Genomic DNA, 26,556 nt, shown 5'->3' with positions numbered 1-26,556 from the left:
ACGACTGGAGGTTTACAAATGCCTAAGGTAGATTTCGATCACGATTCTGTTTTTCAACAAGTATATACCTTTGCTCCGAATGCTATAGCGTTGGTGTCCATAGACGGAACTATCAGGAGGGTCAATCCATCCTTCTATCCAACCCTCGGTTATACGGAGCAAGAAGCAATTGGACTTACACTTAAGGAAATTACCCATCCTGATGATTTGAATAAAATTAATGCACGAATCGAAGAGGTATTGCATGGAAAATCACCTTGCTATGAGTTGGAAAAGCGTAGTATTCACAAAAACGGTAACCTAATTTGGTCGTCTGTAAGGTTTTCATTGGTTCGTGACGAAAAACAAGGAACTCCACTATACTTTATCGTTCATATCGTCGATATTTCAGATAAAATAGCCACTGAACAAAAGCTTCTAAAGATTGAAGAATTGTATGAACTTATCTCTGAAAATGCTCAAGATATTATTACCTTAGTGAATCCAGAGGGCAACATCGTGTATTTATCACCCTCCGTACGTGATTTATTGGGTTATGAGCCAGAAGAATTGATCGGAAAAGATGTTTCTGAATTGAATCACCCTGAAGACTTAGCAAAAATAAGATCTGCCTCTTTTTCGGATAATGAGGTAATTACCTATCGTTCACGCCATAAGAATGGTACGTATATTTGGTTTGAGACCGCGATTAAACTCATTAGAGATGATCAAGGCCATCTACAGAAGGTATTAGGGATAGGGCGGGATATTACAGAGCGTAAGAAATACCAGGATAATCTTGCGGAGGCTCAGCATATTGCCATGCTAGGCAGTTGGGAATTGGATATTCTTGAAGACAAGATCACATTCTCTGAAGAATTTTACCAAATTTATAACTTATCCAAAAATAATTTACCATCCGATCCGACGGATCTTGCCTTTATGATTCATCCAGATGATCAACAACAATTTCATGAATTCATTGATCAAGCCATGCAAGGTACTGCGATTAGCTCGGAATTTCGCAATCAGCAGCTCGATGGAACCATTAAGTATATGCAAATTCGCGTTTCAGTAACATTCGACGAAAATGGAAAGCCTGTCAAAATGAACGGAACTACACAGGACATTACGGAACGCAAAAAAGTAGAGTTGAAGCTGCAAGAGTCCGTAGAGCGCTATACGTCTCTAAAAAAGTACAACCACGATGCTATTATTTCCCTGGATGTGAAAGGCAGAATCATTAACACCAACGAAATGGCAGAACGATTGACTGGATATAGGGTTACGGAGATGCGAGGAGAACTAATTTCAAAACTTATTGGTGAACGAAATCTCCGTAGGATACTCTCCTATTCCATCGAAGACGTTACAACGGAAAGAAAAATTAATAAAATCAGACATAAAGATGGACATGTTGTTGAAGTATTAACAACAATAGCGCCTATCATCATAAATAAGGAAAACGTCGGGTACTATGTGATTGCGAAAGATATGACGGAACAGAAACAACTGCTTATTGCTAAGGAAGCTGCTGAAAATACAAATAAAGCAAAAAGTGAATTTTTAGCCATGATGAGCCATGAAATCAGGACCCCTATGAATGGGGTGATTGGCATGACAGATTTGTTATTAACTACGACGGAATTGGATGATGAGCAAAAAGAATATGTAGAAATCATTAATAAAAGCGGAAACACGCTGATTAAGATAATTAATGATATTTTGGACTTTTCCAAAATTGAAGCAGGCAAGACTGAATTACAAGCGCAGCCATTTGATATTAGAGACTGTATCGACGATACGCTCGCTGTACTGATGCCAAAAGCACATGAAAAAAAGCTCGACATTCAAGTTTCTATGATTCCGGAATTGCCTAATAAATTAATTGGTGATTACGATCGTGTTAAACAAGTATTAATGAATCTCATTAGTAATGCGATCAAGTTCACGCATAGCGGCGGGGTGTCCATTAGGGTGGAAAATAATAGGCGCGAAAATCAAAAACTCCGGCTTAAATTTTCGATTAAAGACACTGGGATTGGTATCCCCAAGGAAAAGCTTAATCATTTGTTTGATCCATTCTATCAATTGGATAGTTTCATGACACGACAATCGGAAGGAACAGGATTAGGCTTAGCCATTAGTAAAAAAATTGTTGGGTTGATGGGCGGAGATATTTGGATTGAACAAACGGACGAACCTGGGGTTACTTTTGTATTTACAGTTTGGTTTAAAGAAGAGGTTTCGTATCCCAAAGACTCTTCTATAGAAGAGAACGTTTATGTTCAAGAACCATTGAAAGTTTTAATAGCCGAAGATAATCAAATTAATCAGCTCGTATTAAAAAAAATGATTGAAAAGATGGGGCATTTCACTAGTATTGTCGAAAATGGCAATCAGGTTATTCGAGCGCTCGCTTACGAAGCATACGATATCATTTTTATGGACATCCAGATGCCTGTCCTGAATGGTCTGGAAACGATCAAACAGATCAAAGAAACAATCCCACCAGAGAAAATCCCTTACATAATTGCTGTGACAGCTAACGCTTTAAAAGGTGATCGTGAAAAATGTCTTGAGGCTGGAATGGATGATTACATCAGCAAACCAATCAAAAGTGAGGTCATTTTCGATCGGATTGAAATGTTCCAAGAACTCAAAGGCGGGAAATAAATGGCGGAGCATCTAAATGTGGGACAAGACAATAAGCCGAATGTCAGATTTATCGTCATTACTGATACACATGTGGAAGATGATATAGAAAGCGTACATTCGCAAAATTTCATTCAGGCCTTACAGGATATCAGGGCAATTTCGCCCGATAGTCAAGGCATTATGCATGTTGGTGATATGACGAACAATGGCAAGCAAGCAGAGTTTGAAACGATGACTCAAATTTTGAAGGATCATAGAGAGGGTCTGCCACCCATCTATTTTACTTATGGCAACCATGATGTCCGTTGGGCGGACTTTGATAGTCAAATGTCTTATATTACGACAAATACGGGTATGGATAAAAAGTATTACGATTTTTGGATAAAGGACTATCATTTTATTTTCCTAGGGACAGAGAAAGGGTTAAAGGACTTTTCGTATTTATCAGAGACGCAGCTTGAGTGGTTAGATCTAAAGCTATCGGAGCACGAAGAGGCTCACAAACCATCCTTTATTTTCATTCATCAGCCTTTGAAAAATACTGTTTCAGGGTCACAAAACAAATTCGGTTGGTATGGTATTCGACAGGACAGGGAGCTTAAAACTATACTAGCTAAGCATCCACAATCTATGTTATTTACTGGTCATTCCCATTGGGAACTGGGCTCCGCAGACACCATGTACAACGCAAAGTATACAACTATGTTTAATGCAGCCTCCACAGCATACTTATGGACGGATGAGAATGTGGAGAAGGAAGGCTCCCAGGGATATTTCGTAGAGGTTTATGATCATAAAGTAGTCGTAAAAGGAAGGGACTTTCTCGCTAAAACGTGGATTGAGGATGCTACTTTCTCAGTACCACTTCCTTCGTTAATTCCGGTAGTGGACCCTGAAGACGATCCCGATCTGACGCTCGGTAGCCCGACAATGCAGATAGACAAGGCCTTTTATCGGACAAGCGATTTAATTGAAGTTACTTACAAGGGGTCAGTGGGAGAAGATGCGTTCGGTATTTTCCCAAGAGGTGCTTTACCGAGTGAGACGCAGCCTATAACTCCCATAGCGCATATTAAAAGCAATTCAAATAGTCAGCCGGACGGTAGGATCATATTCACTGATCTGAATCTTCCATTTGGATCTTACGATATCATCTATTTGGGGGAAACGATGAATACTGAGCTGGTTCGAATAACATTTGAGGTTAATGAGGATTAGATGATGATTGCGTGCATGCTGAACAATTAAAGTACTAGGAATCCGGTCTGATGCCGGATTCCTTTTTTGTTATCTACCTTATTCTAGCTCCGCAAGCAAGTTTGCCTCTTCAAGCGATGGGATAAGTAATTTTGTCTCGATTGGTGATGACATCACGATAAGAATCGTATACGTCCCATACTTATCACATTGGTTGCCGAACTCTTCGAGAGACCGTGTGGAATCGGTCATTACTTTCAATAAGTAGTTATGTTCTCCGCTTATGCGGTTGCATTCGACGACATCAGGTGATGAGCGGCAAAAGTCAAGGAATGCATGACAATCCCTCGTATGAAATAAGATGTAGGCCGCAGCTTGTTTCCCGATTTTCTCCGGAGAAATCAGGGTGCGATACTCCTTGATGATCCCTTTTTCCTCCATACGTCTTACTCTCTCCGTTACCGCGGGTTGTGATAACCCGACACACTTGCCTAGTTCCGTCATTGATATTCTCGCTTGGTTTTGAAGATAGTAAAGGATTTGCTTATCAACATGGTCCATCCAAATCGACTCCTTTAAATTTAAGGAATTGTATAAAAACTAACTTGTTTTCATTCGTTATAGGGCAAGTTTAACTTGAATGCCTTATGTAAAGCAAGTCACTTAATTTATATAATTAACTCACAATAGTGAAGTGATTAAATCTTTAACTATTCAGAGAGGATGAATACCAATGAGTAAGTTGAATGCTAACAAAATGAATCCTGACCGATTACAAGCACACGTGGATGAAGTAATCAATCGTACCCTTGCTGATAAACGGTTGGTTGGCGCTGTCATTAAAGTGGCGATAAACGGGGTACTGGTTTATAACCGCGCTGCCGGCTTCGCAGACCGTGAAAAGAACCGGACGATGCAAGAAAATGCCTTATTTAGGCTTGCTTCTGTAACTAAACCTATCGTTTCAACAGCTGCGATGATACTAGTTTCGCAAGGTCGCTTAGGACTTGACGACCGGGTTGATCGTTGGCTTCCAGAGTTTCGACCACGCTTAGAGAGCGGTGAAAATCGCGACATTGACGATTCGGCAGTTGATGACTCATACAGCGGGGCTGACTTACCGCTTTTTCCAGGAAGAGAATGGACCCTATCATCGCGCCGAGGTATCGGATGGTATGGATCAGGCCGGTATTACGTTGGAAGAAAACCTGCGTCGTATCGCCTCTGTTCCGCTCCTCTACACACCAGGCACTCAGTGGAAATATTCAATTGCCACTGATGTTCTCGGCGCCGTGATTGCGAAGGTTACAAATTCACCGCTTGACGAAGCCATTCGTACGCTAGTGACAGCACCGCTTGGTATGGACGACACTGGGTTTACAGCAGTTGATCCAGAGCGACTAGCGACGGCCTATGCCAATGCAGTTCCAGAGCCACGGCCTTTGAGTGATCCCGATAGCATTGATTTTATAGATGGGACGGCGGGCTTTCGGCTTGCCCCTGGCCGGGCACTTGACAGTACGGCCTATCACTCCGGTGGAGCTGGCATGGTCGGGAGCGCTGGCGACTTATTGCTGCTGCTGGAAGCACTACGCAAGGGCGGAGCGCCATTGCTGCCGGAGAGTGTGGTTCGCGAGATGACTACTAACCAACTCGGTGATTTGCCAATGGCCTATTGGCCAGGGCGAGGCTTTGGCCTAGGATTTACGCTGCTTAAGGATCCTATCACCGCAGAAACTCCGGAATCACCGGGAACCTGGCGTATGGGTGGTACCTATGGTCATTCCTGGTTCGTTGATCCTGAGAAGCAACTAAGTGTCGTAGCGTTTACCAATACAGCTCTGGAAGGTATGTTAGGCCAGTTTACCGTTGATCTTTGTAAAGCCGTTTATGACGGGATCAGTAACGAATGAATGAACTCAATAGAAGTCACATAAACCCCATATTCTTTATCGCTCTTGGCTTATTCGGCGTGTATACCATTGAGTTTGGCGTTGTCGGCATACTTCCAACTATTATGGAAAGATACAACGTCAGTACGTCTCAAGCCGGTATGCTCGTTGGTGTATTTGCGCTTGTCATAGCACTATGTGGTCCCTTTATGGTACTGCTGCTTTCTAAATATAATCGTAAAAACGTAATGATAGTGTCTTTACTCATTTTTGCTGGAAGTAGTTTATTATCAGCCTATGCTCCAAATTTTAATGTGCTGCTGGCGCTTCGTATTATCCCGGCATTGTTCCATCCCGTATATTTTTCCTTGGCCTTTGCAGCTGCAATTTCACTCTATCCTAAGGAAAAAGCCACTCAGGCTTCTGCGAAAGCATTTATTGGTACTAGTATGGGTATGGTACTTGGAATTCCGATAACAACCTATCTCGTAGATCAATTCTCATTCGAGGCCGCTTTTATATTTTGTGCCGTTGTAAACACCGCAGCTAGTGTGGGGATCGCCATCATGCTTCCGAAATCGTCCGAAACTGAGAAAGTTTCTTACGGGGAACAGCTCGGTATATTGCGTAAAGTCCCCCTATGGATCAATATTGGAGCTGCGACATTCCTATTTGCCGCTATGTTTTCGGTCTATAGCTATGCTGCCGAATACTTGGAACAAGTAATGGGGGTGAGTGGGACAATCGTTAGTGTCATGCTTGTCATTTTCGGTGTTGGGGGAGTGGCCGGCAACTTATTGGCAGGGAGACTGATTGGAAAAAACATGGTCAGAACGACTGTTTTCCATCCGATCGTATTAGCTATTTCTTTCTTAATTCTTTATAGGGGGGAAAAATCCATTATTGCTATCATTGTCATTATGGTTTTATGGGGGGCCGCTCATACCAGTGGCCTCATCGTAACCCAGATATGGTTAACCTCTGAAGCTCCGGAAGCTCCTGAATTTGCCACGGGGTTATATATTTCCTTCATCAATCTTGGTGTGTCGATCGGTTCGTTAGCAGGTGGGTGGTTTATTACCACTTCAGGCATGAAAGGGACAATATGGAGCGGCTTATTATTTATTATGTTGGCACTTCTATGTATTGGATTCAAAGTCTTTTACTTTAACCGAAAAGGATTACAGGTAAATCGGCTAAATTAATAAATGTTTCAAACAGATCATGGGCATTTCCTTCGCAGACTATGTGATTCACCGCAGAATCAAATAGGCCGATCGTCTCCTTTTGACCGAAGACTGGCATAGGCCCAATGATCACAACAGAATAGCATCATAATGGAGTAGAATCGGATATGGGCAGCCTCTTTCTTTACTGCTACTATAGGAGAAGAGATTAATACGAAGGAGCTCAAACAATGTCACCTGACTTTCCGACAAAAGGATCACATGGCGTACGATTTGTTTATTACACAGATATTGAAGTGGATAGTGTCGCTTTAGCAGGGACCTTTAATAACTGGAACGGCGATAGAAACTACATGAACAAAAGGGAAGATGCGAAAGGTTGGGAGATTGAATTAGCGATACCTAAGGGGAGACATCTTTATAAATTTGTGGTGAATGGGGAGGCATGGATTTTGGACCCATTGAATCCGAGTGTGTCGGAAGATGGGCAAAATAACTCCGCTATTACGGTTACCGAACTGGGAGAAGTATGGATCAGAACCTCAGAGGTTTCAAAAGAACAACCTGGATATATGTATGAAAACTTTGCGGCTATTCAAAGTCCAGAATGGATAAAAAAATCGGTGATTTATGAACTTCATCTCAGGGCGTTTACCGAAAATGGTTTTAATGGACTAACAGAGAAGATCGATTATTTTAAAAAAATGGGGATAAATACACTATGGCTGATGCCTTTCAACGAAGTTGGACAGGAAGGAAGATTAGGTAAGTATGGCGACCCCTATGCGGTAAAAGATTTTTATTCCATTGACCCCAGCTTCGGAACCAAAGAGGATCTACTTTCATTTATTCGAAAAGCACATGACAACGGGATCAAAGTCATTATGGATTGGGTGTTGAACCGCACAAGTGTGGATCACATTATGACAAGAAGCCATCCGGAATTTTTTACTCGAAATGAACAAGGTGAGATCTATTATGATGTGCCTAAACGGGCCTATTTCGCCGGGCTAGAATTTAGTAACCGCGAGATGAGGGAATATGTCATTGAGGCTATGAAATATTGGATCATCCAGTTTGATTTTGACGGTATTCGATTGGACGATTCGGACCTTACTCCTTTTGATTTTCTCTCTGAAATTAAACATGCACTGCAAGAAGTAAAAGCTGATCTCATCCTGATCTCACAGTCCTACGATGAGTATCATCATATTGAATCTTGTGACTTGACCTACGACGGCAATCCCCGCATTCTGATACGCGATTTGGTTGACGGAACGATCACAGAGAGCGATTTTATAGCGATTTATAACTCCTACAAGTACAGTTTTCCTAAGAATGCGCTAAGAATGAGTTGGCTGGAGGAAAAAGAACGGTCAAGAGCATGTGACTATTTTGGCGAAAAGCTTGCCAAAGCTGCAGCTTCTATCTTGTTGACGCTTGAAGGTGTTCCATGCATTATGATGGGGCAGGAATTTAACGAGAGTACGTTGGAAACATGGGCATCCTTATTCGATGAATACAAGCTGAACTGGAATCAATTCGATACGGATATGTTCGAACACTATAAATTTCTGATTCAACTTCGGACGAACAATCCAGCATTTTGGATGGGAGAATTAACGTTCATTCGCAATTCAGAAGAGTTGGTTTTATCTTACTCGAGGCATTACGAGGATAGTAAATATTTAATCGTAGTTAATTTGTCAAAGGATGCTTTGTTTGTTCAATTTGACCAAGACGCGTTAGCAGGCGACGTTATCAATGACAGTAAAAATGTGATCTATCGAACCGGAAGAGACGACCATCGCTCTGAGAAAGATTCATCCAGTCTATGGATCGATAGCTATGAAACCATCATATATAAAATATAAAAACTATATTTTATAATCAATCGAAGGGAAGTCCAGAAGGGCTCACTGTGATCAATGCGTTGTACTTTTGCATCACTACGCTCAGTACGGTTGGGCATCCGAGTTTTGAGCCCCAGACGACGTTGGGAAAAATGTTTACAATGATTTATATTATCGTTGGCACCGGATTGTTTCTGGGCATGATTGGACATATTGCTTATGCCCCTGATAAAGCAACCAGAAAACTGAGATCACCGAAAAGCCCTCTTTGTACACCTACAAAGAGGGCTTTAATAGTAATAACAAATTATTGGTCTTTAGCAATTTCTTTTCTGTTTGGTGCAATTGGAGGTTGCTCCAACCATTTATATTTTATCATGAGATCAAACCAATTTTTTGCTACAGTTAGATCTTTGAGAATGATTCGCTCATAATCAAGAATTAGATCAGACCTCATGGAACCCGCTAGTCCTAATCCATGATAGGATTGAGATGTCAGAAACAAAAAACCAGTGTGAAACATGATAAGTTTATCTGAAAACGGTGAATCTGTAGATTCGGTTATTTCCGTTTCCCATGACATCGGAACAGGTAAATTATCATCCTTTAGTTTTTTACTTAGCAATTGAATGTGGTCATTTGACGTTTGAACGGCATCTGTTAGAAATTTCCTTATTTCTTTGGATCCGGCAATTTGACTAAATGCAATTCCAAGTGTTTTTGCCATAATACTTTTCTTTAAGTTTAGGGAAATATTACCTATTTCTATGGCTGAAAGAGGACGTTTATCTCCCCAAAAACCATCGAGATATTTTTTGCTATCAATAAACTCTGGGTTTGCACGGGGGAAAAAATACGGGTCTCTTTGAAAGTGCCCCTTTTCAAGTAATAAATCAACGGTACGTTGGTACATATTTTTTCCATCCGTCAAACACGAATCAAAAAAATCCCTTAAATCTCTTCTAACTGATGTAGTAAGCGAATATACGTGACCGTTTAATCCATGTATGGTCATGAGATACAAATAATCCAAACAGAAAACATCTGAAAATAACCTTCCAATATTGGGATTGGTATCTGCTTCTGAAAACCCAATGGGTAATGGAAATCCATCATTAAGAATAAATGTGGAAACCTGCAGCATTTGATTCTCAGTTATTTTTATTGCATCGTCAAAAACCTCTTTAATAGATGGATCTTCTATAATGGAAAGCATGTATTTATTAACACAATTTACCATTTTACTATTTACGTATTGTCCCCATAATGCTCCGATTTCTGTCGATGTTAGTTTTAATTGAGTTGTATTCATCTCTTTGTCACCTCTGAAAATTAGATTGTCCAATTAGAGAAGATTTATCATTTATCCCCGTAGGAAGCTGCCAAAGGTGTTGTTAGCTTGTACCACATCAACATGCCCAGAGAACTCAGACCTATCAAAAATAAAAGGCCATAGACGTGTTTGAATGAATAAGGAAGTGACGTTTTCTTTTGAATTTCGAGTAGTAGGCCACAAATCGCAACCGAAATTGAACCTCCAAAAAATTGGATAAGCTGCATGAGCCCCATACCAGATCCTATTAATGATTTTGGAAGAATACGTGAGGTCTCGTTGTTCAAAGATGCTATCGTTGCTGAAAAAGCAGGCGAAAAACAAAGGTAACCAAGAAGTACAACAAGTGGTGAAGCGCCGAGAGTCAGATAAAAAGCGATCATTACTAAAGATAAAATACAATGCCCAACCAACATAAAGCGTAGATTACCGTATCGATCAATCCATCGTCCGACGAAACGTGTCAAGAAGGCCGACAAAATGGCCCCTGGCGCAATGGTTAAGCCAATCATCATAGCCGATTGATCGAAGACCTTGGCTAACACCAGAGGCATTAGAAATAGATTGCCAAGGTTCAACACTAAGATACAAAACCCAATCGTAACAAGTTTACGATAAGCTGGATTGCTCAATAATTCAGGGTTAATGAACGTATTGTTCGCTCGTTTCAAGTGCCGAGCGTGTACAAGCAACGAAAGACAACTTGCGACAAGCCAGGCGACAGAAACTTGCGTCACAGCTAACAGCAGCATAGTTGCATTGACGATCGTTAAGAGAGCACCCAGATTATCGAACCGAAAGGCAGTCGCATTTTCTTTGGGAAGCAAACGCACTAGAATCGGAAGAATGACCAGAACCAGACAGGTAACTCCAAATAATCCGTTCCAACCAAGGTATTCACTAATCAAACCGCCAACGATCGGACCGAGCCCGAAAGCCATAGCACTCCCTGCGGAAATCATGGCGATAGCTGACCCACGTCGTTCAATTGGAATATATCGACTTGCCAGTACTAAACCTAGACCTGCCATTACCCCTGCGCCTGCAGACTGGAGAATGCGAGCCATGAGCAAAGCATTGAATTCCCGGGCAAACAATCCGAAAATCGATGAAAGTCCCAGCACCAAGAGCCCCACGGTCAGCAGCTTACGAATGGGGAGGACATCTGAGAGCCTGCTGTAAATAACGGTTGATAAGGCATACCCGATGGAGTAACTTGAAATCACCCACGATCCGAGGTCAGCAGTGATGTCAAGATCATGAATAATACTAGGAATAGAAACATTGAACATCGTCGTATTCATGACAACAATGAACAAGCCAATTGTCCATACCGGCATTACAATTTTATCGTTCATCTACTACCATCCTGTCTAACTTGAGATGTGTTTTAGCTTTCCCCCTATTATACATATGTCAGTCCAACATAAAGAGAGCGGCCCGCGGCTGCTCTTTTTAGTTTCTTTGGTTAGCTGACTATTCCTTACATGCATAATAGAAAGTTCTTTTATCCACACTAGAAGGTATGAAGGAAAAAGCAAAAAAGTGAGGGGGAAAGTTCTAAATGGAAAAGATTTTATTACGAATTTTATTTGCATCATCAGTAGCAGCTGCCCCATTTATTATGAAACGAAATAACCTGCTGATGTATATGACCGTATTCTTTGCAAAATGTGTTTTATCAAGCTCGCTAGATTCAATCTTTATTAAAAAAGGGAATATATCGTACCCCGTTCGACCTTTCGCTAAAATATTTGAAACGAATATTCTGTACGACTTATTATTCTATCCGCTTTTAAGTGTACTATGGGTAAGATGGTCTTATCAAAGTAAACCACTTGAACTCATCACGAGAAGTCTAGTATTTAGTGGACCAATGACTTTGCTTCAATGGTTTTTAGAGATGAAAACCGATTTGTTTAGATGGAAATCCTGGTCTGCTCTTCATACGTTTGCGTCCATTAACTTTACTTTGTTTACGATAAGAGGGTTTGTGGGTTTATTAAGAAGGATAACGCCTGAGATAAATGTTAGAGGAGGAAATTTCGTAGAGGAACGAGCCAATAGCAAGATGCTTTCACCTGAGTTCATAGCAAGTACGGCAAATCACCGACTGCCAAATGACAAATATGCACAAATCCAATAAAATTGAGAAATTATTATGGGCCATCGCACTCCCTGGGTTTGGTCAGTTTTTAAACGGGAAATATATAAAAGGTATCACGTTGATTATATTGGAATTTATCGTGAATTACATGTCAGAGCTCAATCAAATTATTATCGACAGTTTCAAGGGTAACATTGCAAGATGCCATCCAGCAAACCAATTATCATTGGCTCATGTTTTACCCTTGTCTCTACATGTTTGGTATTTGGGATGCTTATAAAGACGGGGGAGATACGGCAGAGTATGCTTATGTTCCTTTTGTATTAGGCGCTTTCCTAGGGACGGTAGGAATCATCTATTCGGATGTGTTTCAACCTTTCGGCATTCTTTTGGGTCCAGTTTGGCTGCCTATGCTATTTTCATTTGTTGGTATTGCTATAGGCGTTGTTATATTTCAATTTTTAAAACGACGCCACTCGATGCTATAAAGGGTCTCTCTGTCAGATGTATAAGACAGTTAGAGATTCTTTTTTTATAAAATCAACTTATGTCAGTGGCTAATCGTCGCGAAAAAGGATTGCCAGTTAAACTGTAACATGTTATTATACACTTTATTAGAATATGAACCTTCGGGGCAGGGTGAAATTCCCTACCGGCGGTGAGGATACGTACGTGTATCTCAAGCCCGCGACTCCCAGTCTGTACAGATTGGGACTGACTTGGTGAAATTCCAAGGCCGACGGTATAGTCCGGATGAGAGAAGGTGAAGGACAACTTGTTAAAAATTCAATTTTTAATAGGTCTGTTTGTCAATGCCCCTGTTGATTGTAACAGGGGCATTGTCTCTTTCAGAAGGTTCAATTCAAAACATCATCTAGGGATCTTTGGGCTAATCTCTCAAAGTTTCTCCTATTGGGAGGTTTTTGAATTGGAAAATGTATTTAAGCTAGGAAGTAAGCGCGCAAGTTTGTATGCAACAAGTAGCAGGGGGATCAATGAGATCTGGTATGTGGCACTCGGAGCTATCCTTTGGGGGTTGGACCCTCTCTTTCGAATCTTATTGTTGAAGAGTTTTACCTCTGCTCAAATTGTGTTCATAGAGCATCTGCTGCTGGCTTGCTATGCCCTTCCAGTGCTGATAAAGTACCGTAAGTCCTTAGCCGGCAAACTAACACTAGCAGTTATTGGCGCACTACTATTTATTTCTTGGGGTGGATCGGCCATAGCTACCATACTCTTCACTTCGGCCTTCGCTCACGGCAGTGCAAACTCCGTCCTGCTTTTACAGAAGCTGCAGCCATTGTTCGCCATCGTATTGGCTCGAGTACTGCTGAAAGAGACACTGCCTTCCAAATTTTCTGGCTATATCGTAATGGCGCTGCTAGGCACGTATCTGCTGACGTTTGGTTTTGCTTCACCGGAGATGGGCTTGAAGGATTTAGGCACGTTAAGCTGCTTATTTTCAATTCTAGCAGCTGTCTTATGGGGCGGATCGACCGTCATGGGTAAGTTCCTGCTTCAAAAAAACTTGGATTTCCCTGTTGTCACATCGCTGCGATTTCTGATGGCGATCCCGCTGCTAACGGTTGTTCTTTTGGTAAGTGGTGATGCTTGGCATGTAGGCGGTTCTAGTGCAGTACTAACTCTTATCGCAGTCAATCTGCTGTTCCAGGCCTTTTTCCCAGGGTTGATCAGCATGCTCCTCTATTATAAGGGGCTGTCATCGACAAAGGCATTCTTTGCAACGCTTGCTGAGCTTGCTTTCCCAGCCGTAGGTGTGTGCATAAACTGGGTTGTATTTGGTCAAAAGCTGACCGTAGGACAACTTGTAGGCTTTGTATTTATTTGGTTAACCCTCTGGTTAATGAGCCGCAGTAAAGGAAATATTTCTGTATAAATATGGACTGATTACAAAAATTTCAATCATTGAACGTAAAAAGAACCCGCTAGATTTAGCGGGTTCTTACTATTTTCTTAGAAGCTAGCTGCAACTTCTTTTGCTTGTGCAATTGCTTTTTCTTTAATGGATTGAGCTTTATCCGGCGTTATAGCCATGCCTTCAACAAAAATGGCTTCGAAGGAAGGGATACCGTAGAATTGCGAGATTTTTTTCAGGTAGCTGAAGCCACTTTCAAATGCTGCAGCAGGGCCTTCGGAATAAATGCCGCCACTCGCTTGAATATGTAGCCCTTTTTTGTTTGTCAACAAACCAACTGGACCACTTTCCGTATATTTGAAAGTTTTACCTGCAACGGAAATTGCATCAATGTAAGCTTTCAATACTGGAGGGAATGAGAAGTTCCACATTGGAGAAACAAAAACATATTTATCAGCAGCAACAAATTGGTCAACGATTGCGCCTAAACGTGCTACTTTTGCTTTTTCTGCATCAGAAAGCTGGTCAAAAGCTGTTCCTGATTGAAGTTTTCCCCAACCGCTGAATACATCAGCATCAATTTGAGGAATATCTTCTTTGAATAGATCCACAGAAATAACCTCATCTGTTGGATTCGCTTCACGGTATGCCTCGATAAATTCTTTACCTACCGCTAGGCTGAATGATGTTTGGTGATCGTGCGGGTGTGCAGTGATATAAAGTACTGTTGCCATAATTAAAACTTCCCTTCTATACTTAAAATAATTACAGTTCTCATTATAACTTATTTTGAGTAAATATCAAATAATAAATTAGTTACTTATAATAAGAGGGGGAACGTGCTAGTCCAACACCTATTTAAATAGAAATAGATTATTGTCTATTCGTTATTAGTTCAATGTCCATACCTCCAATAGAGCAAAATCATACTATATACAATTGGTTAATTGGAGGTGTCACAAACTTGTGGTGTACAATACCCATAAAAAAAATCGAATGACTCCAGCTACAAGAAAACATATACGTAAAAAGAAATGTATCATCAAAAAAAAGAACACAGGTGTATCAGCAGGAATAAAATGGAGGGACTCTAATGCCAGTCGGAAAAAAGACTGTAAAAAGAAAACAAAGATAGTTAGCCCTCTTAAAAGGAAAAAACGGAAACGTGCAGCTTGTCCACAACCAGAAATTAATATAACTGTTCCGCAAGGACCTCAAGGCTCACAAGGACCTCAAGGAACTCAAGGACTTCAAGGACTTCAAGGACTTCAAGGACTTCAAGGACTTCAAGGACTTCAAGGACTTCAAGGACCCCAAGGGCTCCAAGGGCCTAGAGGCATACAGGGAGCTCCTGGGCCAACAGGACCTATCATCATCCCTAATCTCAGCACTTTGCTAACTGCTAACAGATATTTATTTATTGCGGACACAGATGTAACTCTCCCAACAGTTATTCCTGCAAATCAATTCACAAACGATGAAAATGAATCAATAGCTGAATTTATAGATTTGGATCAAAATAGTTATGCAAATCTCTACATGAACGGAATCATGCAAGTTGGTGCCTCTTACAGTGTGAGTACAAATGCTTTGGCCATTATAAATGGCAATGACACCATTTTTACAGGTACCCCAATATTACTTGAGATCGTTCGTTTATCGATTCAAATCATTTCTTGAAATGTTTCAATGTACGCAATTGATTTGCCCTTCCCTTTCACTATCACTAGCATAATCTAGTTGAGAGAAGTGAGGTGATATAAATGCCAATTACAAAACCCTTTATGGCTGCTAGAAGATTCAGTGCTACAATAGCTGACGGAACAGGGGTAGGAGCTGCATATAATATTCTTGCTACAGCCACCATCAATGACGCCGGTGCTGCTGCTACAGCTTTTCCAACTGCTCCTGCGTATTATAATCTTTATATTAATGCACAGATTCAAACAGCTGACACTTCAACAGCTACCACTACGGCTATTACCATTCCAGGCGGAGATGTACTCGATCCTGCGACTCCAATTGTGATCGAATTTATTGTAAACTAATTTTCTTTATTGACGAGATGCCGGCAATTCTTATTGTTTTTAGGATTGTCGGCATTTTCCAAATAATGCTCACTGGGTATATTAGTTTCGTACATATCTATTAAAATTACAAGTTAGTAAGGAAGTGAATATAATGGCGATTATAACCCCTATCCTTCCGCCGATCGTTTCGGGATATATTTATAATGTAAGTGCTCAAACTGTTCCTATAGAGGCTGATACTATTTTTGATACAAATGGTATTCTTAAACCTGGAATTACGCATGTCCCCGGAACAACCGAGATTGCAGTTACTAATCCGGGCAACTATGAAGTTACTTTTTCCGCATCGGGTGTAGAGCCCAACCAATTCGCACTATGTGTAAATGGCACGCCGGTTACGGGAACCGTCTACGGTTCAGGTGCAGGCACGCAGCATAACAATGGGCAGGCTATAATCGCTTTAGATGCCAGCGATGTTCTTACTCTACGAAATCATAATTCAGCTGCTGCGGTTACCCTTCAGACTTTGGCTGGCGGCACACAAACAAACGTAAATGCTTCGGTAATTATCAAAAAAATAAGTTAGTTTCAAATCAGGATCGCCCAGTGAGCAAGTTCAGCTCACTTACGGGCGGTTCTTTTTTATGAAAAGAAGCACAAGAGGGGTAATCAAGGCTTTTGATTATTTGAAGATTTACAAATTATTATCTTGTGGTTAACACACGAAAAACAGTTCGGCGTTATTTTAGATATGTGGGAACGGTCTCACACGAAGAAATGGGGTTGCAGCATGGAGCTTACGATTAAGGAGATTGCCCTGCGTGCCGGTGTATCCAAATCAACCGTGTCGCGGGTGATTTCTGGCAAGGGCTATACCAGCTTGGAGGTGCGCGATAAGGTGCTCCAGCTGATTGAAGAATTACAATATAAGCCCAATGCAGTGGCAAGGGCTATGGTTTCACAGAGAACGCACAACATTGGCGTACTCATTTATCGTCAGCATCATCCTATTGCATCTCATCCGTTTTACGGCAAAGTTCTTGATGCTATTTTGATGACAGCCGCAAGCTTGAATTATTCCGTTTTCGTTACAACAGATCATGATATGTCGCTGCGTTCTGCTGATTTTATGATGGAAAAAAGGGTGGACGGACTGATCCTGATCAGTCGCTTGCAACAGAACGTCATTGATTACATCGCTAACTTCGGAGTTCCCTATGTGATGGTCAATGGCTCCACGGATGTCGACGGGGTCATGCATATTGTCAATCAAGACGAGGAAGGCGGACGGATGGTCGCTGAGTATCTAACGGATTTAGGGCATCGTCAGATTTTCGTGATTGCCGGACCACAGACGCATCGCAGCCACAATTTGAGGCTGAAAGGTTTTAAGAATTTAATGGCAGAAATGGGGGTTCCAATCCCATCATCTTCGATCTTACAGGCATCAACTTCCACCTTCGGAGAAGGGTATGAGATAATGCGCACCCATTGGGATCAGTTTCGTGCAGGCGGGTATACATCGCTATTTGCTACCAACGATATGATAGCGCTGGGTGCCATGAAGTTCATGTTGGAGCAATCGGTACGCATTCCTGAACAAGTAGCGGTTGTAGGCATTGATGATATTGATTTTGCCGCTATGTTCTCACCCTCTTTAACAACCATCAGGGTCAATACAGAGGAGATGGGGACTCAAGCCTTTAGCTTGTTAGACAAGCTCATCCGCCTGGAAGATAGCATTGAGAATCCTAAGCAGCTTGTACCCAAATTGATTGTCCGGCAATCTACGAAATCATTTTCATAGGAGAGGAGTGGTTAGTCCGCATGCGCTGGTATCTAAAGGCGATAGGTCCACGTAAAATCGTGGAATTTATCATACTTGTTGTGTTCGTCATCTTTTTCTTGGGCCCGCTGCTCAACATGGCCATACTGGCTTTTACCGGCAAATGGACCTACCCAGATATCTTGCCGCATGAATGGTCACTGAAATGGTGGACATTTGTGTTACAGCAGGAGGATATCGCGAAATCGATCGGCTTGTCGTTTATGATCGCATCCATCGTGACCGCTCTATCCATTGTGCTTTGTATCCCAGCAGCCTTTGCGTTTGCTCGCATACGTTTTCCGCTTAGCCGTTTTTTCTTGTTCTCGTTTCTGCTGACACATGCTTTTCCGAAAATGGGACTTTACGTTTCGATCGCTGTGCTCTTTTACAAACTTGGATTAATGAACACTTTGATAAGTGTTGTTTTGATCCATATGATCAATGTACTCATGTTCATGACCTGGATTCCAACGGCTGCGTTCCGTAATGTGCATACAGCGGTAAGCTAAGGATCGATTTTGCTTATGAACCCAAAAACCTAGAAGATCAGGAACAATCGAAAACGATGATTTTCGAGAGTATAAACAAGTACACGGAACCCAATCAGCGTGAGCGAGTTCAGGCGAAATGGGAATCCTTCCTGCCGCTGAAAAACTTAATAACGGTGTCTGTCGACGCCCCTGAACGGCACCGCGGTGCGGGGCATCGGCATGATCCTGAGCAGTCGTTATTTATGGGTGAGCAGGAAGCTTCCCCAGGTTTTGTGAGTGGTAAAATACTAACAGGCATGTGGCATGTCACATTAAGTTTGCATGCGATTGTTACAGAAAGCTGCCGTTACACATTGCAAATTCATCAAGAGGAGGAGTAAGCGGCATGCCTTGGATTGCTTGTGAATTACACAGTCATACTTTCCATAGCGACGGAAAACAAACACTCATGGAGCTTGCTATTGGTGCAAAGGCGCTTGGTTTCGAGTGTATCGCGCTGACCGATCACAATACCATGACAGGTTTAAATGATAAAGATGCTGTGGAACAGGAAACCGGAATTTCGATCATTTCCGGGATGGAATGGACAACCTTTTATGGCCATATGGTTACGTTAGGACTGACCCATTTTGCTGATTGGCGCCCGGTGGGCCCAGACGATATCCATAAAGGGATTGCTGATGTTCATAGGAGCGGGGGGATTGTCGGTATGGCACATCCTTATCGCATAGGAAGTCCAATTTGTACGGGCTGCTTCTGGGAATTCAATATTGAGGATTGGAACGATATGGACTATATCGAGGTTTGGTAAGGCACGTTCCCTTCGATTAAAACAGACAATGACCGCGCCTACCGATTGTGGACCGACAAACTGAATGAAGGCTACCGGATTGCGGCCACGTCAGGGCGAGATTGGCATGCCCAAGTACAAACGGATGAACCGGTATCGGTGACATATCTCGACATCGATGACGGGGAAGAGACGGTGACGAACCGAGCTGTGCGTGCACTTGCGGCTGGTAGAGTATCAGTAACTATGGGACCTTTGTTAATACTAGAAATACGGACCGATACTGCGTGCTATGGTGTCGGGGACGTCGTTCCTCGGCAGGGTCGCAGCCACATTTTTAAGGTCCATGTAAACATAGATTTTCATGTTCGGAAAGAGATTTGGGATTTTCAGGAACTCTATTATACGCTAAGATTGATAGGGAATAACGGTGTTTTAAGAGAGCAATTCGTTACTGGGGATCAGCCGAATTACGAGATCGAAATTCCTGGCGATGAACTTCTATGGATTCGGGCTGAGCTTAAAGGGTTAGTTCGTGGAGTTCACACATTGATCGCCCTTACAAATGCTATATATGTGGATCGATGAAAGGGAGTGTTTGTAGCATGGCTAATCGATTTCCGCTCATAACTGCTCACTGCGGCAGCATGAACACGATTGATCATACGCTTGATTCTGTGGAAACGGGGCTTAGGTTCGGTGCAGATGTGGTGGAGGAGGACGTTAGAGTCACGAAGGACGGCATTCCGGTTCTAGCTCATAATGATGAATGGGTTACTGTTGATGGGTTGAAATTGTCCATTTCGCAAATGACCTTTGAAGAATTAAGAGAGCTTCAGTACGAGGTCACTCACGGGGAACATCGTGAAACGATTCAAATCTGCAGACTGGAAGATATGCTGCCGCTTATCCAAGCTTCGGGCAAAGTCGTGAACTTGGATTTGAAAGTGGACGAGAGTATCGAACCTATCGCTGCTTTGGTGAAGAAATACGGTATGTTAGAGCAAGCTTTTCTATCCGGCTGTGAGATGGATCGTGCGATGCTAGCAGAGAGATCGAACCCCGAAATGCGGAAACTGCTGAATACCAACCACGACCTGTTTAGAATACTTCCCTATAGAGATGCTATGGTAAAAACCTGCGAGGAAGCACTTGCAGCCTCCTGCTTTGGCATCAACATCCATTACAGCATCGTGCGCCAAGAGTTAATGGATTACACAACATCCCTAGGGCTCCCGGTTTATGTATGGACTGTGAATGAAGAAGAGTTAATGCGTCAATATGCAGATTTAGGCGTTGCATCTATAACCACACGAAATGTTGCAGCTCTGGTGCAATTGAAGCAAAAAATGCGTGGTGAGCGTTCATGATTGAAATCTACGCCCATGAATTCAATCTTGCTAGTGAGACACTTGCGGCCAAAATGCTGAGCGGTGAAGTTAAAGCGGGAAGCGCCTATTATCAAGCCGTCCTTCCTTTATTGGAGCTGCTCCAGCAGGTTTGCCCTGAGCAATCCGAATACTCCGCCTAGCGGGCGGAATATTTCCATCTCGATGGAAATTTACGGCCCCTGCTTTTCAAATCTCTATGGGTAAATGCTATTATATATACAGAGGGGCTGCTGTACAATTTCCATCCGAAAATGGAATGGCCGCAACGCTTTCAGCGCATTTAAATCAAGCCTCTATGGGAGATACGATGAGAATTCAACTTGAAACAAACCTTTGTCAACTTTTTAATATTCGTTATCCGATCTTCCTCGCGGGCATGGCGGGTGGCCCTGGAACAGTTGAGTTGGCGGCAGCTGTCTCTAATGCTGGCGGACTTGGGACGCTGGGAGCTGCCTATATGGAGCCTAGTGCAATCCGCAAGGCAATTCGGGAGATCCGTGAGCTAACGGATGCGCCATTTGGGGTGAATTTATTTTCAATTCAAATGACTGACAATAATGAAAGAACGAAGGAAGTGCAGCGAGAACTTAACCAGGTAAGAGACCATCTTGGCATAAGACAAGCAGGTGAGGAGCTCGTGGTAACTCCGGACCATTTTGAGGAACAGTTTGCAGTAGTGTTGGAAGAAAAAGTGCCAGTCATTAGTACGGCATTTGGTGTTCTTCCTGAACCCCTAATGCGACAAGCTAAATCGGCTGGCATGCGAATTATCACCATGGTGACCACGGTTAATGAAGCTATCTTGGCCGAGCAGTCCGGTTGTGATGCTATAGTTGCACAAGGAAGCGAAGCGGGGGGGCACCGGGGAACATTCGACATTTCGAATCATCCTATGGGTGCAAACATCGGCACGTTTGCGCTGGTACCGCAAATTGTGGATTGTGTTCAGATTCCAGTCGTTGCCGCTGGAGGAATTATGGATGGTCGTGGGCTTGTCGCCGCCATCGTTCTTGGTGCGCAAGGTGTACAGATGGGAACGCGTTTTTTGACTGCGATTGAATCCGGTGCTCACGTCTCCTACCAGGATGCATTATTGCATAGCACCGAAGAGAGTACTGTCATTACCAAGGTGTTCTCAGGTCGTCCAGCAAGAGGGGTAATCAACCAATTCATCAGACAATGGGATGCAAGTGGCGTAGAGCCACTTCCTTTTCCTACGCAAAATACCGCTACACGGGATATTAGGAATGCTGCCGCTAGTCAAAGCAATACTGACTATATGTCCTTGTGGGCAGGACAAGGTACAAGAATGCTTACGTCTGGACAAAAAGCGGAGCATATCGTTGCTGAAACGATCCAACAGGCGATGTCCCTATTGTCGATCGAAAGTGAAGAGAATACCCAATAGTAGGTTGAAATGGTAGACGAAAAACGGAGCCACGCATAAATTGCGGGCTCCGTTTTCTAATTATCCTTATTTATGAATCCAAACTAATCCAGCAGAATTATCTTTCGCTTCGCCAACGACTTTGAATTTCAATCCATAATTCGGTACAAGGCGTCCGGCGTCTGGAATTAATGAGTTCATATAGCTCTTGGAATCTGAGAATTCCTCAACACCTTGCAAGGATTTATAATTGTACTCGCCTCTGGTTGGGTTGTTGATGTACCATGAAGGCGTCTTGTCCAAGGAGAAGGCAGCATCCGCAACTTGATAACGTGTCGTTTGCGCGACGGAATCCTGTCCATCCTTTTGGAATACTAAAGCGTCAGAATGAGAATCGACTACGCCAAGGAATCCTTGACCTGGATGGATACCGACCCAGTTGTCTAGATAACTGTCATCTGCATACCAAACGAGAAGTCCGGTATTATATTTGACACCACGGCTGTAGGCAAGAGCTTTATCGGCTCCAGCGTAGTTTCTCCATTCCAGATAGTAATAGTGCTTCTTCAGTTCCATACCATTCGATACTACGAAGCCGTCCAAGCTAAATTGAGAAGCGCCTTCGGCATCGTCTGAGAATACAACTTGACCATTTACGGTTAATTTCGCATTATCCATGGCAAAACCATCTAATGCTAGTCCTCCATCCGTGACGTAGTCAAAGTGGAGGGTCACTTTTTTGCCGGCGAATTGGCTTAAATCATAGGACTTGTCTACCCAAGCTCCGTTTGTAGATTCTGCCCGTGCGTCGCCGTTCGTATCATTGTCACCAATGACATCGAGGGTAACTTGTTCATTATAGGTCGCTGCTGTAACAGTTAAGTAATCATAGTCAAACTCGACATCATACAGGGCTTTAAAATCAAATGCAGCCGTTTGCGCTTGGGTTAAATCAAACTCAGGAGTTGAAAGTGTTGTATGAAGGTTATCGCCTTTTGTACTGTAATAATAGCGTGCACCGAATGCGGGTTGAATACCAGGAACGGCTTTATCCGGCAAATTGACTTTAACAATACCTGGGTTTTTCGACTTCGTTACACTTTGGTCAATGATGGCAGCCGTACCTAACTTCGTAATGTCTGCGGCATCTATTTCACTTATATTTGCCCAGTTTCCGCCCATTGTTTTCTGGAAAAACTCTTTATTTTGAGGAGAAAAAGAGCTAGGTGTAGTGCCGGCGATTTTACCGTTCCAGCTACCGCCGCTCATGATGGACCAAGAAGCAACGGGCTCACCTTGTCCGGTATACTGGGTATCGTACTCATCTGGCAGTCCTAAGTCATGACCGAATTCGTGAGCAAAAACACCTACTGCACCATCTTCAGGCTGAATGGTATAGTCATAAGCTGCCATACGGCCACCCCAATAGTCGACCTCCGCAGTTGTGCCAGCAATAGGATACACACCATTTAGAGTCCAACGGTGAGACCAAATGGCATTATCGCCTAATTGTCCGCCGCCAGCTTCTTGACCCGTACCCGCATGAATAATCATAAGGTGGTCAACCAGACCATCGGGTTCGTTTTGATCGCCATCCCCATCTAAATCATATAAATCAAACTCGTCGTAATCAGCCAGATTAAGGCCCGTTGCTACTGCCGCATTCAGAGCGTCCTTCACAAGATCACGAGGACCCTTAGGGTTTAAGTTATCATGACCGCCAGCAGGGTTATCATCTCCGTACTGAACAGCTTGACCAGGAACGGTTAACCATTCGGATACGTATCCGTCTACGGTATAACTGCCACCGGACTGTTCTTCATAGTACTGTTTAAAGGTTTGGATCTTAGAACCATCAAATAAGGTGAAATCTGTATCTCCAAACATAAGCTTCTGATAATGATCACGGTTGAAATCGTTTGCGTACATGTAACCAGGCTCTTGTATGACGTTGTTGTGTTTGAAGTCGGAAAATTCAGTTAAAAGAACGAGTACTTTATCTTCACGAACTGGACCGTTGTATTGATCCTGTTTGGCTTCTAGAACGGGCATGCCATTTGGATTCCCTTTTTTGAAGTTCTCTTGGCCTTTGTTCAGTTGAGAAAATAACTTCGTTTTCTGCTTCTCTATAAAATCCTTTGACTTTTTGTCTATTTCATCATGCTGTGTGTCTTCTTTTGATTTAACACTTTTATTGTTTTTAGCTGATACGTATGATTTGACGGCTTGGGCTATCTGTTCAGGCGTAGCACTTTTGCTTAACAGCCCTCTGTCCATCAACCCTTTTGCCAAACGCTCATCGTTTACAATATTAAAATCTACCGGCGGTGCTTCAAGTACCTCTGAGTAGTCGGATCCTGCTGCGAATGCAGATAATGTTGTGAAAAGTCCTGCTGTTAAACTCGTTGCTAGTAAAAATCTAGTGATTTTCAAGGTGCTTTTTTTCAAAATGAAACCTCCCATAATAGAGTATGAAACCAACCTATTAATTTAACCATTGGTATATTAAAATTTATAATAGTTTGACTATTCTAGTAAGTGCTTTTAGTCCTGCGTAGTTTGACCCATATATTTCCTATTTCGACTATTTCCTTGATTTTTCGTGGCATTTTGATATGACAAAAGTGCGTATTCGACACCGTCATTTTGTTCTCTATTATTTTCAACTAGACTTAGGGGGGAATAAAAAGCGAATTTGTCCATCTTTACTAGGCATTATATGAAGTAAGTTGTATAACCTACAACAATTTAGCTGGTTTCTTCTCACCAAAGCTATTGATGTTGTATTCTGTGCAACCGTTTTAGCCGCATTCTCATTCTATAGAGCTGTTTGAGGAGAATTGTTGTATTTATAGCAACAATCGCTTGGGATATGCGAAAATTATTTTCCTAATATTGTATAAATTACAACAATCTGCAAATGATCAAGGCGAATAACAAAAGTACAAAAAATAGCAATTCATAGGAGTTAGTGGGCAAAAATGTGGCTTCTTGTGGATTAAAACAAATAAAACACGAAAATTCACTTGTAAGCGCTTAGAAAAGTGTTGACAATGAAGCTTTTGTTGGTATTATAAATGTATAGGCTTCAAAAAGCCACATTGCAAACGCTTTATATTGTGGGATTGTCGATATACAATGTGGCATTGGTTGTCTAACCATTTAATTAGGGGGAATGAAACCGTATGAAGAGAGCAAATAAATCCATGTTGGTTCTACTCAGCACAGCGCTCAGCACCGGATTAGTGTTGACTGCATGCAGCACGGATAAAACGGCAAGTCCAAGTGCAACTGCTGGTACTGGTGCAAGTCCAGCTGCAAGTGCCGCGGTAGAGAAACCAAAGGGTAAAGTTACACTGGATTTTTGGACTCATTGGGGTTCTACAACGCGTCGTCCTATTATTGAGAAAATTATTAGTGATTTTAATGGCTCTCAGGACCGCATTACCGTGAAACATACGTTCTTACCTTATGGAGATGGTTGGACGAAGGAACTGGCAGCCATTGCTGCAGGTAATCCGCCCGATGTCATCATTCATGATATTAGCCAGGTTGCCCAACGTGCCAGCAAGAAGCAAGTAACGAATCTTGCGCCTTACTTGGCGAAGGATAACATTAAAGATCGATTTTTCCCGCACTTATTAAATGCGATGCAATATAAAAACGAAGTATATGCGTTGCCTTTTGTAACCGATACTCGCGTATTATTCTACAACAAAGCCGTTTTTAAAGAAGCAGGACTCGATCCAGAGAAACCGCCAAAAACATGGGCTGAGTTGGAAGAGTATTCCAAAAAAATTGATAAAATCAACAACGGTAAAATTGAGCGCTTAGGCTACCATCCTCGTTTGGCAGGAGGGCAAGATGTTTTCCTGAACAATGCCGATGGCGGAAGACCTTGGCTTGATGACAAGGGTATTTATATCAACTCACCAGCCCGAATTGCTGCACTCGAATGGTATAACAGCTGGGATGCCCGTTTAGGCAAAAAGGAAGTTGACGCATTCAAGGCTAGCTTTGGCAGCAAAACAAATGACCCGCTTATCTCTGGTAAATTAGCTATGAAAATTGATGCGGGCACATTCTGGACTCAAATCCGTGACTTTGCTGCTAAGAAAGAAGACTATGGTATTGCTGCAGTGCCTGAATACAAAGCAGGCAGCGGAAACTGGAGCGTCGGTGGAGGCTTTACCATTGAAATTCCGTTTGGCGCTAAACATCCGGATGAAAGCTGGGAGTTCTTGAAGTATATGACGGATGTTGATGCACAGAAATATTGGGCACAATACAACTTCGATAACGTATCCAATATTAAAGCATCTAACGATCCAGATCTGATCAAGGATCCAGTCTACAAGTTTACAGTAGATAACTTAAAAAGTACTGTGCTTGCGCCAGTGCCTGTAACAGCACCTGATTTTGCAAACCTGCTTAATCCACAAATTGATGAGGCGATTCTAGGGAAGCAAAGCCCGAAAGAAGCCTTGGATAAAGCTCAGAAAGCGATTGAAGATTTAGTTAAGCAAAATACAAAGTAAGCTTTAGATCATAAGGGTG

General features: G+C 42.4%; 22 protein-coding genes, 4 pseudogenes and 1 riboswitch. Of the genes and pseudogenes, 21 read left to right on the top strand and 5 right to left on the bottom strand.

Annotated features, from left to right (window positions below):
- The first annotated feature begins 18 nt into the window (after nucleotides 1-18).
- Both QFZ78_RS11120 and QFZ78_RS11115 read left to right on the top strand, forming a co-directional pair.
- The gene (locus tag QFZ78_RS11120; RefSeq protein WP_307547429.1) at nucleotides 19-2,655 is read left to right on the top strand and encodes a PAS domain S-box protein; all 2,637 of its coding nucleotides are present in this window, start codon (nucleotides 19-21) and stop codon (nucleotides 2,653-2,655) included.
- The gene (locus QFZ78_RS11115; RefSeq protein ID WP_307547428.1) at nucleotides 2,656-3,855 is read left to right on the top strand and encodes a metallophosphoesterase family protein; all 1,200 of its coding nucleotides are present in this window, start codon (nucleotides 2,656-2,658) and stop codon (nucleotides 3,853-3,855) included.
- A gap of 78 nt (nucleotides 3,856-3,933) precedes the next feature.
- On the opposite strand, the gene QFZ78_RS11110 is transcribed toward QFZ78_RS11115, so the two are convergent.
- On the bottom strand, nucleotides 3,934-4,395 hold the full coding sequence (locus tag QFZ78_RS11110) for an Lrp/AsnC family transcriptional regulator (RefSeq protein ID WP_307547426.1): 462 nt from the start codon (nucleotides 4,393-4,395) through the stop codon (nucleotides 3,934-3,936).
- A gap of 172 nt (nucleotides 4,396-4,567) precedes the next feature.
- Between QFZ78_RS11110 and QFZ78_RS11105 the strand changes: the two are divergent.
- The 5 genes and pseudogenes from QFZ78_RS11105 to QFZ78_RS38495 form a co-directional block, all read left to right on the top strand.
- Nucleotides 4,568-4,819: pseudogene (locus QFZ78_RS11105) on the top strand (serine hydrolase); the annotation flags it as partial.
- A 109-nt stretch (nucleotides 4,820-4,928) separates the two neighbouring features.
- Entirely contained in the window at nucleotides 4,929-5,747 is an 819-nt protein-coding gene (locus QFZ78_RS11100; RefSeq protein ID WP_307547424.1) for a serine hydrolase domain-containing protein, read from the top strand.
- On the top strand, nucleotides 5,744-6,931 hold the full coding sequence (locus QFZ78_RS11095) for an MFS transporter (RefSeq protein WP_307547422.1): 1,188 nt from the start codon (nucleotides 5,744-5,746) through the stop codon (nucleotides 6,929-6,931). The genes QFZ78_RS11100 and QFZ78_RS11095 overlap by 4 nt, the downstream gene beginning before the upstream one ends.
- A 212-nt stretch (nucleotides 6,932-7,143) precedes the next feature.
- The gene (locus QFZ78_RS11090; protein WP_307547420.1) at nucleotides 7,144-8,787 is read left to right on the top strand and encodes an alpha-amylase family glycosyl hydrolase; all 1,644 of its coding nucleotides are present in this window, start codon (nucleotides 7,144-7,146) and stop codon (nucleotides 8,785-8,787) included.
- Between the two features lie 47 nt (nucleotides 8,788-8,834).
- A pseudogene (locus tag QFZ78_RS38495) lies at nucleotides 8,835-8,921 on the top strand (ion channel); the annotation flags it as partial.
- A 152-nt stretch (nucleotides 8,922-9,073) separates the two neighbouring features.
- On the opposite strand, the gene QFZ78_RS11080 reads toward QFZ78_RS38495, so the two are convergent.
- The gene (locus QFZ78_RS11080; protein WP_307547418.1) at nucleotides 9,074-10,078 is read right to left on the bottom strand and encodes a DUF3231 family protein; all 1,005 of its coding nucleotides are present in this window, start codon (nucleotides 10,076-10,078) and stop codon (nucleotides 9,074-9,076) included.
- Between the two features lie 47 nt (nucleotides 10,079-10,125).
- The gene (locus QFZ78_RS11075) at nucleotides 10,126-11,457 is read right to left on the bottom strand and encodes an MFS transporter (RefSeq protein WP_307547416.1); all 1,332 of its coding nucleotides are present in this window, start codon (nucleotides 11,455-11,457) and stop codon (nucleotides 10,126-10,128) included.
- Nucleotides 11,458-11,663: 206 nt separating this feature from the next.
- Here QFZ78_RS11075 and QFZ78_RS11070 point away from each other — a divergent pair, with 206 nt between their 5' ends.
- The 3 genes from QFZ78_RS11070 to QFZ78_RS11060 all read left to right on the top strand — a co-directional run bounded on the left by QFZ78_RS11070 (nucleotide 11,664) and on the right by QFZ78_RS11060 (nucleotide 14,103).
- Nucleotides 11,664-12,245 (top strand): CBO0543 family protein, encoded by a 582-nt coding sequence (locus tag QFZ78_RS11070; protein ID WP_307547414.1) that lies wholly within the window; start codon nucleotides 11,664-11,666, stop codon nucleotides 12,243-12,245.
- A 155-nt stretch (nucleotides 12,246-12,400) separates the two neighbouring features.
- Nucleotides 12,401-12,694: a hypothetical protein gene (locus QFZ78_RS11065; RefSeq protein WP_307547411.1), complete on the top strand. Its 294-nt coding sequence runs from the start codon at nucleotides 12,401-12,403 to the stop codon at nucleotides 12,692-12,694.
- A gap of 133 nt (nucleotides 12,695-12,827) precedes the next feature.
- Nucleotides 12,828-12,975: riboswitch (FMN riboswitch) on the top strand.
- A gap of 159 nt (nucleotides 12,976-13,134) precedes the next feature.
- Nucleotides 13,135-14,103 carry a DMT family transporter gene (locus QFZ78_RS11060; protein ID WP_373461019.1) on the top strand — a complete coding sequence of 323 codons (969 nt, stop codon included), beginning with the start codon at nucleotides 13,135-13,137 and terminating at the stop codon, nucleotides 14,101-14,103.
- A gap of 77 nt (nucleotides 14,104-14,180) precedes the next feature.
- On the opposite strand, the gene QFZ78_RS11055 is transcribed toward QFZ78_RS11060, so the two are convergent.
- Complete coding sequence (locus QFZ78_RS11055; RefSeq protein ID WP_307547409.1) at nucleotides 14,181-14,816, bottom strand: FMN-dependent NADH-azoreductase; 636 nt, start codon at nucleotides 14,814-14,816, stop codon at nucleotides 14,181-14,183.
- 232 nt (nucleotides 14,817-15,048) lie between these two features.
- Here QFZ78_RS11055 and QFZ78_RS11050 point away from each other — a divergent pair, with 232 nt between their 5' ends.
- From QFZ78_RS11050 to QFZ78_RS11005, 10 genes and pseudogenes are all read left to right on the top strand, one after another.
- Complete coding sequence (locus QFZ78_RS11050; RefSeq protein ID WP_307547407.1) at nucleotides 15,049-15,762, top strand: DUF4183 domain-containing protein; 714 nt, start codon at nucleotides 15,049-15,051, stop codon at nucleotides 15,760-15,762.
- Nucleotides 15,763-15,845: 83 nt separating this feature from the next.
- The gene (locus QFZ78_RS11045; RefSeq protein ID WP_307547405.1) at nucleotides 15,846-16,130 is read left to right on the top strand and encodes a DUF4183 domain-containing protein; all 285 of its coding nucleotides are present in this window, start codon (nucleotides 15,846-15,848) and stop codon (nucleotides 16,128-16,130) included.
- A 133-nt stretch (nucleotides 16,131-16,263) separates the two neighbouring features.
- Complete coding sequence (locus QFZ78_RS11040) at nucleotides 16,264-16,698, top strand: BclA C-terminal domain-containing protein (protein WP_307547404.1); 435 nt, start codon at nucleotides 16,264-16,266, stop codon at nucleotides 16,696-16,698.
- Between the two features lie 204 nt (nucleotides 16,699-16,902).
- Nucleotides 16,903-17,919 carry a LacI family DNA-binding transcriptional regulator gene (locus QFZ78_RS11035; protein WP_307547402.1) on the top strand — a complete coding sequence of 339 codons (1,017 nt, stop codon included), beginning with the start codon at nucleotides 16,903-16,905 and terminating at the stop codon, nucleotides 17,917-17,919.
- A gap of 20 nt (nucleotides 17,920-17,939) precedes the next feature.
- A pseudogene (locus QFZ78_RS11030) lies at nucleotides 17,940-18,440 on the top strand (ABC transporter permease); the annotation flags it as partial.
- A gap of 65 nt (nucleotides 18,441-18,505) precedes the next feature.
- Complete coding sequence (locus QFZ78_RS11025; protein ID WP_307547401.1) at nucleotides 18,506-18,811, top strand: hypothetical protein; 306 nt, start codon at nucleotides 18,506-18,508, stop codon at nucleotides 18,809-18,811.
- Nucleotides 18,812-18,816: 5 nt separating this feature from the next.
- Nucleotides 18,817-19,809 (top strand): annotated as a pseudogene (locus QFZ78_RS11020) (CehA/McbA family metallohydrolase).
- 17 nt (nucleotides 19,810-19,826) lie between these two features.
- Entirely contained in the window at nucleotides 19,827-20,591 is a 765-nt protein-coding gene (locus QFZ78_RS11015; RefSeq protein WP_307547399.1) for a glycerophosphodiester phosphodiesterase, read from the top strand.
- A complete protein-coding gene (locus QFZ78_RS11010; protein ID WP_307547397.1) occupies nucleotides 20,588-20,752 on the top strand; it encodes a hypothetical protein in 165 nt (54 codons plus the stop codon). The genes QFZ78_RS11015 and QFZ78_RS11010 overlap by 4 nt, the downstream gene beginning before the upstream one ends.
- A 167-nt stretch (nucleotides 20,753-20,919) precedes the next feature.
- Nucleotides 20,920-22,020, top strand: coding sequence for an NAD(P)H-dependent flavin oxidoreductase (locus QFZ78_RS11005; protein ID WP_307547396.1), 1,101 nt, complete (start codon nucleotides 20,920-20,922; stop codon nucleotides 22,018-22,020).
- 66 nt (nucleotides 22,021-22,086) lie between these two features.
- On the opposite strand, the gene QFZ78_RS11000 is transcribed toward QFZ78_RS11005, so the two are convergent.
- Nucleotides 22,087-24,447, bottom strand: a complete 2,361-nt coding sequence (locus QFZ78_RS11000) for an immune inhibitor A domain-containing protein (protein ID WP_373461018.1) — start codon at nucleotides 24,445-24,447, stop codon at nucleotides 22,087-22,089.
- A 737-nt stretch (nucleotides 24,448-25,184) separates the two neighbouring features.
- Between QFZ78_RS11000 and QFZ78_RS10995 the strand changes: the two genes are divergently transcribed.
- Nucleotides 25,185-26,537, top strand: a complete 1,353-nt coding sequence (locus tag QFZ78_RS10995) for an ABC transporter substrate-binding protein (RefSeq protein ID WP_307547393.1) — start codon at nucleotides 25,185-25,187, stop codon at nucleotides 26,535-26,537.
- The last annotated feature ends 19 nt before the right edge of the window (nucleotides 26,538-26,556 follow it).

The sequence above is a fragment of the Paenibacillus sp. V4I5 genome, assembly GCF_030817255.1.
In the GTDB taxonomy this organism is placed as follows: Bacteria; Bacillota; Bacilli; order Paenibacillales; family NBRC-103111; genus Paenibacillus_E.
Note: the sequence above shows the minus strand (reverse complement) of the source record. Positions and strands in the feature narration are given on the sequence as shown.

Bases quoted from the DNA above. Each gene is read 5' to 3' on its own strand.
- QFZ78_RS11120 (WP_307547429.1), top strand. From the start codon at position 19: ATGCCTAAGGTAGATTTCGATCACGATTCTGTTTTTCAACAAGTATAT.
- QFZ78_RS11115 (WP_307547428.1), top strand. From the start codon at position 2,656: ATGGCGGAGCATCTAAATGTGGGACAAGACAATAAGCCGAATGTCAGA.
- QFZ78_RS11110 (WP_307547426.1), bottom strand. From the start codon at position 4,395: ATGGACCATGTTGATAAGCAAATCCTTTACTATCTTCAAAACCAAGCG.
- QFZ78_RS11100 (WP_307547424.1), top strand. From the start codon at position 4,929: ATGACTCATACAGCGGGGCTGACTTACCGCTTTTTCCAGGAAGAGAAT.
- QFZ78_RS11095 (WP_307547422.1), top strand. From the start codon at position 5,744: ATGAATGAACTCAATAGAAGTCACATAAACCCCATATTCTTTATCGCT.
- QFZ78_RS11090 (WP_307547420.1), top strand. From the start codon at position 7,144: ATGTCACCTGACTTTCCGACAAAAGGATCACATGGCGTACGATTTGTT.
- QFZ78_RS11080 (WP_307547418.1), bottom strand. From the start codon at position 10,078: ATGAATACAACTCAATTAAAACTAACATCGACAGAAATCGGAGCATTA.
- QFZ78_RS11075 (WP_307547416.1), bottom strand. From the start codon at position 11,457: ATGAACGATAAAATTGTAATGCCGGTATGGACAATTGGCTTGTTCATT.
- QFZ78_RS11070 (WP_307547414.1), top strand. From the start codon at position 11,664: ATGGAAAAGATTTTATTACGAATTTTATTTGCATCATCAGTAGCAGCT.
- QFZ78_RS11055 (WP_307547409.1), bottom strand. From the start codon at position 14,816: ATGGCAACAGTACTTTATATCACTGCACACCCGCACGATCACCAAACA.
- QFZ78_RS11045 (WP_307547405.1), top strand. From the start codon at position 15,846: ATGCCAATTACAAAACCCTTTATGGCTGCTAGAAGATTCAGTGCTACA.
- QFZ78_RS11040 (WP_307547404.1), top strand. From the start codon at position 16,264: ATGGCGATTATAACCCCTATCCTTCCGCCGATCGTTTCGGGATATATT.
- QFZ78_RS11035 (WP_307547402.1), top strand. From the start codon at position 16,903: ATGGAGCTTACGATTAAGGAGATTGCCCTGCGTGCCGGTGTATCCAAA.
- QFZ78_RS11025 (WP_307547401.1), top strand. From the start codon at position 18,506: ATGATTTTCGAGAGTATAAACAAGTACACGGAACCCAATCAGCGTGAG.
- QFZ78_RS11015 (WP_307547399.1), top strand. From the start codon at position 19,827: ATGGCTAATCGATTTCCGCTCATAACTGCTCACTGCGGCAGCATGAAC.
- QFZ78_RS11010 (WP_307547397.1), top strand. From the start codon at position 20,588: ATGATTGAAATCTACGCCCATGAATTCAATCTTGCTAGTGAGACACTT.
- QFZ78_RS11005 (WP_307547396.1), top strand. From the start codon at position 20,920: ATGAGAATTCAACTTGAAACAAACCTTTGTCAACTTTTTAATATTCGT.
- QFZ78_RS10995 (WP_307547393.1), top strand. From the start codon at position 25,185: ATGAAGAGAGCAAATAAATCCATGTTGGTTCTACTCAGCACAGCGCTC.